The 11729-nt window shown below is 43.7% G+C and carries 12 protein-coding genes; 11 read left to right on the forward strand and 1 reads right to left on the reverse strand.

Going from position 1 to position 11729, the window contains the following annotated elements; genetic code table 11:
• Window positions 1-105 precede the first annotated feature (105 nt).
• From R7E47_RS08305 to R7E47_RS08340, 8 genes are all read left to right on the forward strand, one after another.
• A complete protein-coding gene (locus R7E47_RS08305) occupies window positions 106-1623 on the forward strand; it encodes a fumarate hydratase (protein ID WP_005376905.1) in 1518 nt (505 codons plus the stop codon).
• A 174-nt stretch (window positions 1624-1797) separates the two neighbouring features.
• Window positions 1798-1983 carry a hypothetical protein gene (locus R7E47_RS08310; RefSeq protein WP_005376906.1) on the forward strand — a complete coding sequence of 62 codons (186 nt, stop codon included), beginning with the start codon at window positions 1798-1800 and terminating at the stop codon, window positions 1981-1983.
• Window positions 1984-2238: 255 nt separating this feature from the next.
• On the forward strand, window positions 2239-3615 hold the full coding sequence (locus R7E47_RS08315; RefSeq protein ID WP_258481318.1) for a YcjX family protein: 1377 nt from the start codon (window positions 2239-2241) through the stop codon (window positions 3613-3615).
• The gene (locus R7E47_RS08320) at window positions 3612-4652 is read left to right on the forward strand and encodes a YcjF family protein (RefSeq protein WP_258481317.1); all 1041 of its coding nucleotides are present in this window, start codon (window positions 3612-3614) and stop codon (window positions 4650-4652) included. The genes R7E47_RS08315 and R7E47_RS08320 overlap by 4 nt, the downstream gene beginning before the upstream one ends.
• 100 nt (window positions 4653-4752) lie before the next feature.
• Window positions 4753-6297 (forward strand): transcriptional regulator TyrR, encoded by a 1545-nt coding sequence (tyrR, locus tag R7E47_RS08325; protein ID WP_017820442.1) that lies wholly within the window; start codon window positions 4753-4755, stop codon window positions 6295-6297.
• Between the two features lie 36 nt (window positions 6298-6333).
• On the forward strand, window positions 6334-6918 hold the full coding sequence (gene rimJ, locus R7E47_RS08330) for a ribosomal protein S5-alanine N-acetyltransferase (RefSeq protein WP_005376916.1): 585 nt from the start codon (window positions 6334-6336) through the stop codon (window positions 6916-6918).
• Window position 6919: 1 nt separating this feature from the next.
• A complete protein-coding gene (locus R7E47_RS08335; protein WP_005376917.1) occupies window positions 6920-7507 on the forward strand; it encodes an HD domain-containing protein in 588 nt (195 codons plus the stop codon).
• A 13-nt stretch (window positions 7508-7520) separates the two neighbouring features.
• Window positions 7521-7994 carry a DUF2947 domain-containing protein gene (locus R7E47_RS08340; RefSeq protein WP_054574728.1) on the forward strand — a complete coding sequence of 158 codons (474 nt, stop codon included), beginning with the start codon at window positions 7521-7523 and terminating at the stop codon, window positions 7992-7994.
• A gap of 43 nt (window positions 7995-8037) precedes the next feature.
• On the opposite strand, the gene R7E47_RS08345 is transcribed toward R7E47_RS08340, so the two are convergent.
• A complete protein-coding gene (locus R7E47_RS08345) occupies window positions 8038-9000 on the reverse strand; it encodes an integron integrase (protein WP_017636093.1) in 963 nt (320 codons plus the stop codon).
• Window positions 9001-9233: 233 nt separating this feature from the next.
• Between R7E47_RS08345 and R7E47_RS08350 the strand changes: the two genes are divergently transcribed.
• From R7E47_RS08350 to R7E47_RS08360, 3 genes are all read left to right on the forward strand, one after another.
• A complete protein-coding gene (locus R7E47_RS08350; protein ID WP_176311035.1) occupies window positions 9234-9641 on the forward strand; it encodes a hypothetical protein in 408 nt (135 codons plus the stop codon).
• A gap of 157 nt (window positions 9642-9798) precedes the next feature.
• Window positions 9799-10191: a DUF4019 domain-containing protein gene (locus R7E47_RS08355; protein ID WP_318084063.1), complete on the forward strand. Its 393-nt coding sequence runs from the start codon at window positions 9799-9801 to the stop codon at window positions 10189-10191.
• 770 nt (window positions 10192-10961) lie between these two features.
• Window positions 10962-11537, forward strand: coding sequence for a hypothetical protein (locus tag R7E47_RS08360; protein WP_318084065.1), 576 nt, complete (start codon window positions 10962-10964; stop codon window positions 11535-11537).
• Window positions 11538-11729: the final 192 nt, after the last annotated feature.

Here is an 11729-nt window from a genome sequence, read left to right on the forward strand (position 1 = left end):
GTTCGACAATTGTTTATAAAAAACGAAGCTCAAAAGAGCAATAAGCTCAACAAACACGATTGAAGCCAAGCCAATAATGGAAGCATAACTATAACGAGGCATGTAATGACGGTAATACGCAAGCAGGATGTGATCAGCAGTGTCGCTGATGCGCTACAGTATATTTCTTACTACCACCCGCTAGACTTTGTTCAAGCTCTTGAAAAAGCCTATCACCGCGAAGAGAGCCAAGCCGCTAAAGACGCGATTGCTCAGATCTTAATTAACTCCCGAATGTCCGCAGAAGGTCACCGTCCAATTTGTCAGGATACTGGTATTGTGACGTGTTTCGTCAACATCGGTATGGGCGTGCAATGGGATTCGACCGACATGACGGTTCAGCAGATGGTAGATGAAGGTGTTCGACAAGCGTACACGAACCCTGATAACCCGTTGCGTGCGTCAGTACTTATGGACCCTGCTGGTAAACGTATTAATACCAAAGACAACACGCCTGCCGTCGTACATATCAACATGGTACCGGGCGATAAAGTTGAAATTCAGATCGCTGCGAAGGGCGGCGGTAGCGAAAACAAAACTAAGATGGTGATGCTAAACCCATCTGACGATATTGCTGAGTGGGTAGAAAAAACGCTACCAACAATGGGGGCGGGCTGGTGTCCTCCTGGCATGCTTGGCATTGGTATCGGCGGTACGGCTGAAAAAGCAGCGGTATTGGCAAAAGAATCTCTAATGGAACACATCGATATTCAAGAGCTTATTGACCGTGGCCCACAAAACGCAGAAGAAGAGCTTCGTTTGGATATCTTCAATCGCGTGAACAAACTTGGTATCGGTGCGCAAGGTCTTGGTGGTTTGACGACTGTTGTCGACGTTAAAATCAAAACTGCGCCAACGCACGCGGCTTCTAAGCCTGTTTGTTTGATCCCGAACTGTGCGGCGACTCGTCACGTACACTTCACGCTTGATGGTAGCGGCCCAGCAGAGCTAACACCACCTAAACTAGAAGATTGGCCAGATATCACTTGGGAAGCGGGCGAAAATACGCGTCGCGTAAACTTAGACACAATTACTAAAGAAGAAGTACAAGAGTGGAAGACAGGCGAAACGGTTCTTCTATCAGGTAAAATTCTGACTGGCCGTGATGCTGCGCATAAACGTATTCAAGGCATGCTAGATAACGGTGAAGGTCTACCTGAAGGCGTAGATCTCAACGGTAAGTTCATTTACTACGTAGGCCCTGTCGATGCAGTTGGTGATGAAGTCGTTGGTCCTGCTGGCCCAACAACATCTACGCGTATGGATAAATTCACCGACATGATGCTAGAAAAGACCGGCATCATGGGCATGATCGGTAAAGCTGAGCGTGGCCCTGCAACGGTTGAATCTATCAAGAATCACAAAGCGGTTTACCTAATGGCTGTCGGTGGCGCTGCGTACTTGGTGGCGAAAGCGATCAAGAAAGCTCGCGTTGTCGCATTTGAAGATTTAGGTATGGAAGCGATTTACGAATTTGAAGTTGAAGATATGCCAGTAACAGTGGCTGTCGACTCAAATGGTGTTAACGCGCACCAAATCGGTCCAGACACTTGGAAAGTGAAAATTCAAGAGATGGAAGCGTAAGGCAAAGGGCAATCTTGCTGCGTCTCAGTAGAGAGAATGTGACAAGGTGCTGATTTACCTAGCAAACAATTGACAAAAGTGCAGCGAAACCTGCACTTTTTGTCTATATAATTAAGGATATAAACCTTTAGGCATAGCAATCAAACGTTATGCGAACAATAATTAGGAGACGGCATGCCTCGTTTTATTCAGATTCTACAAATTATTCTTGCTGTAGTGATAGGTGGCTTTGTTGGCTATGACTTGATTCTTCACGGTATCAGCATCTTTGATGAAAAGTACGTGACCATCACATGTGTGTTGTGGCTGATTTTAGAAATCGCTCTATTTGTTATCTATAAGTTAATCGAAGACGACTAGGCTTAAAGAAAGCGGGTTCCTGTTTAACATAGTAATCAGCGCATATAGAGTTACTAATGCTGTAGATTAAGTAAGCCTCTGAACCACTCAGGGGCTTTTCTTTTTTAACACAGCATTAAGCCGGATGTTTTGTTCATCTTTTATTAAGGTATATAAAGTTAAACTCATAGGATTCGGGATAGAACAGTATTCATAGCTCGAAATTCGAAGTCGCTGACAACGTTGTTTTAAAGTGGAGTAAGATAAAGAAGCGTAATGAAGAGAATAAAGAAAGAAGTTAATGACTTTATCAACAGAGGTATGGACTCTAATGTTCGAATTGCTGTCACCGGACTTTCTCGTGCCGGTAAGACGGCATTCATCACGTCATTAGTGAATCAGCTTCTTCATACTGCAACCCATGACAATTTGCCTCTTTTGACTGCGGCTAGAGATAAGCGCCTTATTGGGGCGAAACGTGAGCCTCAATCGAATATGATGGTGCCACGCTTTGCTTACGATGAGGCGATGAGCCAAATTCATGCGACTCCACCTCAGTGGCCAGTACCGACACGTGATGTGAGTGAGATTCGCTTAGCGCTCAAGTACAAACCAAATAAAACTACGAAAAAGCTGTTGAGTAAAACCGCAATTTTAAATGTTGATATTATCGACTATCCAGGAGAGTGGTTGCTCGACCTGCCTTTATTGGACATGGACTTTGCAACGTGGTCGCAAACTCAGTTTGATGCACTTAAAGGCCAGCGTGGCGATTTAGCCAAAGCTTGGCTTTCTGAACTGGAGAAAGTGGATCTCTGTACAGAAGTGAATGAGAAACTACTTGAGAAAGTTGCACACACATACACCGAGTACCTTCATTCTTGTAAAGACTCTGGCCTTCATTGGGTTCAGCCTGGCCGCTTTGTATTACCTGGTGAGCTAGCAGGCGCGCCGGTGCTACAGTTTTTTCCGTGTCGTGCTGATTCGGAAAGCAAAGCGCCCAAGGGCAGTAACTTAGCGGTGCTAGAAGCCCGTTTTCAGGAATACCAACAAAAAGTAGTGAAAGCGTTTTATAAGCATCATTTTGCGACCTTCGATCGCCAGATTGTACTGGTGGATTGTTTGCAGCCTCTCAATGCTAGTGATGAAGCGTTTTACGACATGCGCCAAGCGCTAGAACAGATCATGCATAGCTTCCGTTATGGTCGTAGTAGCTTTTTGCGTCGTTTGTTCTCACCAAAAATCGACAAAGTGTTGTTTGCTGCTACAAAAGCGGATCATATCACGCCCGATCAGCACCCAAATTTGGTGTCTCTGCTCCAACAAATGGTGCATCCAGCATGGCAAACGGCAGCCTACGAGAATATTGAGATGAGCTGCATGAGTATCGCTTCCATCCAAGCAACCACGACGGGGTTTATTTCCTCTGGAGATAAGACCATCCCGGCGTTACAAGGAACAACATTGGGTGGTGAGCCGATGACTATGTTTCCCGGAGAGGTGCCGAAAAAGCTACCAAATGCAGCTTATTGGCAAAACAACGGGTTTGATTTTACGTCGTTTCGTCCGATGCCCTCACCGAATGATGAGCCAGTGAAGCACATACGCTTAGACAAAGCACTGGATTACCTGATTGGAGATAAATTGAAATGAGTGAGTTGAAGCAAAAACAAGTTTTCTCTGAAAAGGTAATGGAAAAAGATCAGCAATCGAATCAACCGGAGTTGACGGCGCAGCAAACATTCGGCGAAAAAGAAACATTTGTACCTGTTGAAGTTAAAGAAGCGCACCAGGAGACCGAACAGGAATTGCAACTCGAGCATGTCATTCGTCCAAAATCGGGCAGAAAATGGCTCGCGACTGGCGCATTTGCAACTTTTGCTGGTTTGGTTGGCTGGCAAGCGTTGGACTCGGTTATAACCGCAATTCAGGCTTCTGATTGGCTGGCCTTAAGCTGGACGGGGTTTATTGCTGCGATCGCTTCGCTTGGTTTAGGAGCTATGGGTAAAGAGCTTTGGAAACTGCGAAAACTACGAAATCATTTTAGTGTTCAAGAAGAAGCAGAAGCACTTGTTAATAGTGAGAGCGTTGGGAAAGGGAAAGCCTTTTGCGAAACCGTAGCAGAACAAAGTGGTGTGATGGCAGAGAATCCGGGCTTTGATCGTTGGCAGAACAGTATTAACCCTGCTCATAGTGACGCTGAAATTCTTGATATGTATGACTCGATGGTGGTGAGCCAACAAGACAAGTTGGCAACGAAAATCGTATCACAGCACGCAACCGAGTGTGCGGCCCTAGTCGCCGTGAGCCCTCTGGCTGCCGCTGATATGTTGCTGGTGGCGTGGCGAAATTTCAAAATGATCGACAACCTCTCCAAAGTATATGGGGTAGAGCTAGGTTATGCCTCTCGCATCAAGTTACTAAGAGCGGTATTTGTCAATATGGCGGCGGCTGGAGCCAGTGAGCTCGCTATTGATGCCAGTATGGATTTGATGTCGATGGATCTTGCTGGCAAAGTTTCTGCTCGTGCAGGGCAGGGACTAGGTGTTGGTATTCTAACGGCACGTTTGGGCTTGAAAGCGATGACCTTATTGCGTCCACTACCCTGGTATCCTGACCGTCAGGTTAAGTTGGGCACCATACGCAAGGCAGTGGCGGCGAAAGTTGCATCAATTACGATGAAACCGTAACGAATATCAACTTTGATGGATAGGATTGCTTGACGCCATTCCAAGCATGATAGAAACTACTGTCAACTTTTCCTGACAGTTGTGAATTGGGATATTTTAAGTGCGTCTTGAAGTCTTATGTGAAGATCGACTCGGCTTGACCCGAGAACTGCTCGATATTTTAGCGTCTAAAAGCATCGACTTGCGCGGTATCGAAATCGATATTAGCGGTATTATCTATTTGAATTGCCCGGATATTGATTTTGATACGTTTAGTGAGCTGATGGCTGAAATCCGCCGTATTCCGGGGGTGAAAGACGTACGTAAAATCCAGTTTATGCCGATGGAGCGCCACAATACGGAGCTGCTCTCGTTAGTTGATAACTTGCCCGATCCGGTTTTTGCCATTGATCTTAAAGGTGCCGTAGACATGGCAAACATGTCTGCACTTTCATTGCTTGGCCTTCACAAGCAAGAAGTGATTGGTACTCAAATCGGTGCTTTGTTACCAAGTGTTCGTTTCTCTCGTTGGTCTGAAGGTGTTAATGGTCGAACGCGGGAAAACCTTGTGATTGATGGCTTGGACTATGTTCTAGAGTTGATGCCCGTTTATATCCGAGACGAAGCGCAAAACTCGACTCTAGCGAGTACTCTAATGACGATTCGCTCTAGTCAGCAAGTTGCCAGAATTGAAGAAGCACTACCGCTGCATAATCCTCTGGGTTTTGAGCACTTTGTTGGTATATCGAACCGTCATAAAGCACTAATGAACCAAGCTAAGAAGCTGTCTGTGCTTGACCAACCATTGTTGATTGAGGGCGAAACGGGGACTGGTAAAGAAATGCTTGCTAAAGCTTGCCACAGCCGTTCTAGCCGCGCGAGCAAGCCATTCCTAGTTTTGAGTTGTGCTTCTATGCCTGACGATGTAGCAGAAACCGAACTTTTTGGTCATGCGCCGGGTTCATTCAATCATGAACAAGGCCACAAAGGCATCTTTGAGCAAGCAAATGGCGGCACGGTATTTCTTGATGAAATCGGTGAAATGAGTTCGCACCTTCAAATCAAGCTGTTACGTTTTCTACAGGATGGTAATTTCCGTCGTGTCGGTGCAGAAGATGAGATGCATGTCGATGTTCGTATCATCGCTTCAACAAAACATAACCTTGCCGAGCTTTCTGAAGCAGGAATGTTCCGTGAAGATTTGTATTATCGTCTCAACGTACTTACGCTCAGCATTCCTCCGTTACGTAAGCGCTCAAACGACGTTGCACCATTGCTTGAGTTGTTTGTGGCGAAACATGCTCAACAGCTTGGGATTGATAAGCCAGAGTTTGATGATGGTCTAGTTGATGCCCTTGCAAATTATCAGTGGCCAGGAAACATGCGCCAGCTGGATAACATGGTTCTTCGAGCGCTCACGGAAATGGATGGTGATATACTAAACGCGGATCACTTCAATTTACCTCAGCCTCAGTCAGTCGGCGCTGGTAGTGCAACGCTTAACATCGACGGTTCTTTGGATGAGATCATGCGTGATTATGAATCTCAAGTTCTGGAACGTTTGTATCAGTCATTCCCATCAAGCCGCAAGCTTGCTAAGCGCTTGAATGTATCGCATACCTCAATCGCTAATAAACTGCGTGATTACGGTATACGTAAGAATTAATCGAATTGAACGAAAAGACGGAATTAATCATTTGTAATGGAAGATAACAGCTCATCTATCGCCGTTCATAAGTTGGACGGTGACTTGCTTCTTCGTACCGCTGAAATCGGTGACGCAGATATGATTGCCGAATATTTTCAAGCCAACCGAGAATACCTGAAACCGTTTGAACCGAAACGTGAAGAGGCTTTTTTCTCAGTGAACGGTTGGTTGCAAAAGCTTATCAAGCTCAATGAGCTGCATCGAATGGGATTGGGGTATTATTGCCTTTTAGTCAGAGCCTCTTCGGGTGAAATGCTAGGTACGATATCCTTTAGTAGTTTGAGTCGTTTTCCTTTTTATTCTTGTAACGTCGGATATTCTCTCGCTGAAAAAGCGCAAGGGCATGGTTATATGCGTCGTGGATTAACCATGGCTTGCGACTACATGTTTAACGTTCAGAAACTGCATCGTATTCAAGCTGGCTACATGCCTCACAATAAACGCAGTGAAGCTGTGCTAGAGCATGTAGGTTTCAACCGAGAAGGATATGCAAAAGATTACCTTTTGATTAATGGTGAGTGGCAAGACCACGTTCTAACGTCGCTTATTAATCCGAATTGGCAGCCAGAAGGGCGATAGTATGGAACGATTGGAAAAGCAGTTAGCACTTGTAATCGAGCTCGATAAACTCAAAAGCATTTTGCGCCGAACTCGAGTTAAAAGTGCTGAAGGGCGCCTCGAAAATAGTGGTGAGCATAGTTGGCATGTCGCACTGATGGCAATATTGATGGAAGAGCATGCGAATGCACCTGTTGATATTTGCCGAGTGATGAAAATGTTATTGATACATGACGTAGTAGAGATCGACGCGGGCGATACCTTTGTTTATGATACTGCTGCGTCTCAAGAGCAAGCAGAAAAAGAAATTAGAGCTGCAGAGCGCTTGTTTGGTATGTTACCCAGCGATCAGGAGCAAGAGCTATTGGCGCTTTGGCATGAATTTGAAGCCGCGCAGACCGATGATGCTAAGTATGCAAAAGCACTCGATCGATTAATTCCAATGCTCTTGAACTACCATAATAATGGTCAGAGTTGGAAGGAACATGGTGTCTCACGCGAACAAGCACTTACCATTAATAAACGAATTGAATTTGGCTCTGTTACCTTATGGGACAAAGCGAAAGAGTTGATTGAAGAAGCCACAGAGAAAGGTTGGCTGAAATCGTAATAAAGGAGACTGAATGTCTTATTTGCCTTTGGATGAATACCAAAGAAAATGGATTTTTACGCATCAGTCGATGCCTGTGCCAGAAGAAGATTTGGCTTTTATTAAGCCGATGAACCAAGCCCGTTCAGCACAATTTTGGAAAGAAAATATCAGTGCTCAAAGCCCTGATATGGATAGACTTAGTTCCCAAGACTGGCCAATGAATGAGGCGAATTGGTCTGAAACTGTGGATTGGATGGCTGCGTGGGAGTCGGATGAACCTGACATGCTAGCGGAAGTTGAGGCACATATCGATTGGCAAGACGATGTGACCGTTTACTTTTGCTACGAGAAGTACAATGTCATCGAAACGAAATGGTCTATTTTTAAAAAGCACTGGAAGAACTTTCTCTTTTATGACGATGGTCCGATACTAATAGGACGTCGCCGTTCGCAAGCACTTTGGTTTGATTCAAAAGGCAATGTGAAACTCGGTGTTCGTCAATAAAGAGTTATAAAACAAAGCCACCTTTCGAGGTGGCTTTGTTTTTCTAAAGGCTGGATAATGGACTCAACACACCACCAGCCCCGCGCTCGATAACGTGAGTATAGATTTGCGTGGTTTTCACATCAGTATGCCCTAATTGTTCCTGAACAGTTCTAATGTCTGCGCCAGATTCCAATAAGTGCGTGGCAAAACTGTGTCTTAGTGTGTGGCAAGTTACAGTTTTCTCAATGCTTGCGTCGCTTGCCGCGCGCTTTACTGCTCTTTGTATTGCGCTTTCATTGATATGATGCCTTCTGAGTTCACCAGTGTCTCGATCTGCGCTTAACTTTGTTGATGGAAACAAAAAGTGCCAGTTAAAATCTAGCTCCGCTTTTGGGTATTTACGTCGTAAACCTTCAGAGATGTATACGCCCGCATAACCAGGCATGTGCCTATCTTTAAAGTAATAGTTTCTTGCTAAATTAACTTGAGCTTTGAGTGGTTCATGCAGTTCTTTGGCTAATGTGACTGTACGATTTTTACCTCCTTTTCCTTGCCAAACGCGAACTGCACCATAATCATAATCGATGTCTTGAACTCTTAAGCGTAAACATTCCATAACTCGAAGCCCTGAGCCGTAAAGCAGCTGAATATGGAGTCTATACCTCGGGTCGATATGCTGAACGAATCTTCGGATCTCCTCCCTGGTTAATACAACGGGAAGTTTCTTTTCGGTCAAGGATTTCTGAAATCTCATATCAAGTGATAGTGGGGTTTTGAAATAATCACGATATAAAAATGATATTGAGTTCAGCGCCAAAGCTTGCGTTTTTACCGCAACTTTTTCTTCTACCGCTAAGTAACTCAGAAATTGAATGACATCATCTTCTGCAAGTGTTGATGGGTGTGCAAGCTGGTGAAAAGTGATAAAGCGTTTTATCCAAAATAGATAACTTTCGATAGTTTTATTCGCATAATGACGAGTAAGCATGTGTTCTTTTACACTAAGTAAAAACTGACTTTTCATGATAAATTAACCTGTTTATTTATACAGCTCTGTTAATGTATCACCACTTTTGAAATTAGCGTGCTGTGCGCCGACTAATTGCGCGCGCTACCACACATATTCATACTGTTTTTCTATTTGTTTCATACATATAAGTGCTACGATTGATAGCGCTTTTGATAAGAAAGAAGGCGGTAGCCTGCCATAAAAACGGCAAATCGCCGTATAGAAAGCGTTAGCTGTTTGAGGAAAAAATGAGAAAATTCGATAAGCCGCTATTCTGGCTGTATATAAAAACAAGAGACTCATTGTTGTCATCTTTTAAGGGCTTTCTGGGAATGCTTTTAGTGTTGATCGGGGCAGCAGTAGTTTTAGGTAATGACTCCCCTGAGAATGTCTGGACTTCGGTGGGAATCATTTTATTAGTATCTAGTCTTCCAGTCTCAATGGGCTTGATGATGGTAAAGTTCAAATTTAAGAGCTTTGCTGGATCAATACCTACAGCAGAACTAGCGTACTTCTTACAGCACGATGAAGGTGCAAACTTAGATAAAGCTGTGAGAGGTTTATTTTCGTTATACCTATCTTTTATGATTTACCTTTGGTTTACGATGGTAGCTATCGCAGCTCTTGGTATGTTGGGAGCAAAGCTCGTGTTGTAAAACACAGCTAACAAACTGCTCAAGAGGGATTCGCAACGCGTGGCATTTTTACTGTGCGTTGAATTTAGTGATTAAGGTGGTTTGCGGCGGCTTAGGTATTGCGTTGCTCACCCCTTAGCAGAGCGTTAGCTTACAACCAAGAAAAGGATGATTTTGCATGTTTAAAAAGTTAATTTTAATACTGGTGCTATTTCCAACAATGTTGTTTGCACAAACGAAATCAACGGAACTTGCAGCATTAGATTGGTTAAGCCTTATAGATTCGCAAAACTACGAAGAAAGCTGGAATAGCTCGGGTGAATTATTTCGTTCCCAAATATCAAAAGATCATTGGGTGGAAGCTGTAGGTTCAGCACGAGAATCGGTAGGTAACCTTCAATCTCGTCGTTTATCGGATGCCAAGAAGCTGAACTCCTTACCGAACGTGCCAGACGGTGAGTATATTGTAGTTCAATATCAATCTGTGTTCTCTGGTGAGCAAGTAACCGAAACGCTTACCTTAACTAAAACCATGAAAGGGTGGCGTGTAATCGGATACTTTATTAATTAAATCAGCCAGTAAGCTAACAAGGCGTTTAAGGCAGATTCGCAACGCTCGGCATTTTCAGTTCAAGTCGAGTTTTGGTGTTTACGGTGCAATGTTTTAGGTTAGGTGCTGGCATTGCTCACTACTTAACGCGGCGTTAGGCGACGGGCAGGAAAGTCCTTTGTTCTCATTTTCTTAGGTCTCTTTGAGCATTCGTTTTTCTAAGTCGGCAATTCAAGATTGTCTGTTCAAATTCTTGAATCTCTCTGGCCGTAAAACATGCCAAGGTTTGCGGGTTGCCTCATTGGTTTTCATAGCCGGTTGGTAGTGAGTTTCATTGGCTCAAAGTGTGGCAGGGGCAAGTTAATTGAGGCTTTTGTTCTCGCTTTAAGTTTGTAGCTTTACGTTTCGTTTCCTCAAAAGCAACTTGATCGCTGAAAGTCTGTATTTCGTGGTCGCTGGCATCTTAGCTGAAACATAGTGACATTTGTGGTTCTTGAATCACAAAAAGTCAGTGGGTGTTTGGTTGCTTATTGGGTTTCGGGTAATCTGCTTGAAAACAACCTTAAACATCGGTGTGAAACTTCGCCTAACAAGGCGTTCAAGACGGATTCACAACGCTTGGCGATTTCAGTTCTAGTCAGATTAAGTGTTTAAGGTACAATGGTTTAGGTTTGGTGGTTGGCGTTGTTCACCACTTAACGCGGCGTTATAACTACTATTAGAATTTCGCATAAAACTCATAATAAAGTTACATGTAACAGTACAAACTTAATGCCTAAATGGAAGGAAGCATGATGGAACCTTGGAGTTCTTTTGCAACAATATTGGGACTTGTATCAGCATATAAAGCTGAAGGGAGAGCCCGTGATGGTGATGAGTATAATGATTTAGTAAATTGGCTGTCTGATAAAAGGCATAAGGCTGTTATTGAAGAGTTAAACAATAATCATATTCTTTCACTACAAGTAAAACAGCTACTAAATCGTAATCATGATGAGGTCATAAAAAGCTTGGCAAACCTTGATAACTTACTTATGCAGTTAGCGTATCAGTTTGAGGACTTCAAGGGCATAGTTAAAGCAATCGAGCCAAGCGTAGAGCTCTCAAACCAAGCAATTGACATATTGTGTCAATTTGACAAATCTGGGTCATCCACGTTTCTAGAAGTAGGCGACTCAAGTGGTACAAGTTATTTATTTTTGGACGGTCCTGGCGAATTAACGATAAACGAACCTCGTTTTATACATGATGATTTAACTCAACTTTGTAAACTTGGTCTCTTAGAGTCCGGATTTAATAGTAAAGGAAGCCGGATATTTAAGATAACTAGGTTATCAGTGTCTTATTTGGATAGTGTGAAATCGTAGTTATAACAAACGCTTCAAGACGGATTCGCAACGCGTGGCATTTTTATTATGCGTTGATTTTCGTGATTAAGGTGGTGTGCGGAAACATCGTATTGCGTTGCTCACCACTTAAGCGGGCGTTAGTTTGCAAGAGGAAAAACGTGCCTATATCGCAAGATCTAGTGGTAAAAGCTTATAGTTGAAATTGTCTTA

The organism is Vibrio sp. Vb1026 (assembly GCF_033338745.1).
Classification (GTDB): domain Bacteria; phylum Pseudomonadota; class Gammaproteobacteria; order Enterobacterales; family Vibrionaceae; genus Vibrio; species Vibrio alginolyticus.

Bases quoted from the DNA above. Each gene is read 5' to 3' on its own strand.
- R7E47_RS08305 (WP_005376905.1), top strand. From the start codon at position 106: ATGACGGTAATACGCAAGCAGGATGTGATCAGCAGTGTCGCTGATGCG.
- R7E47_RS08310 (WP_005376906.1), top strand. From the start codon at position 1,798: ATGCCTCGTTTTATTCAGATTCTACAAATTATTCTTGCTGTAGTGATA.
- R7E47_RS08315 (WP_258481318.1), top strand. From the start codon at position 2,239: ATGAAGAGAATAAAGAAAGAAGTTAATGACTTTATCAACAGAGGTATG.
- R7E47_RS08320 (WP_258481317.1), top strand. From the start codon at position 3,612: ATGAGTGAGTTGAAGCAAAAACAAGTTTTCTCTGAAAAGGTAATGGAA.
- rimJ (WP_005376916.1), top strand. From the start codon at position 6,334: ATGGAAGATAACAGCTCATCTATCGCCGTTCATAAGTTGGACGGTGAC.
- R7E47_RS08335 (WP_005376917.1), top strand. From the start codon at position 6,920: ATGGAACGATTGGAAAAGCAGTTAGCACTTGTAATCGAGCTCGATAAA.
- R7E47_RS08340 (WP_054574728.1), top strand. From the start codon at position 7,521: ATGTCTTATTTGCCTTTGGATGAATACCAAAGAAAATGGATTTTTACG.
- R7E47_RS08345 (WP_017636093.1), bottom strand. From the start codon at position 9,000: ATGAAAAGTCAGTTTTTACTTAGTGTAAAAGAACACATGCTTACTCGT.
- R7E47_RS08350 (WP_176311035.1), top strand. From the start codon at position 9,234: ATGAGAAAATTCGATAAGCCGCTATTCTGGCTGTATATAAAAACAAGA.
- R7E47_RS08355 (WP_318084063.1), top strand. From the start codon at position 9,799: ATGTTTAAAAAGTTAATTTTAATACTGGTGCTATTTCCAACAATGTTG.
- R7E47_RS08360 (WP_318084065.1), top strand. From the start codon at position 10,962: ATGATGGAACCTTGGAGTTCTTTTGCAACAATATTGGGACTTGTATCA.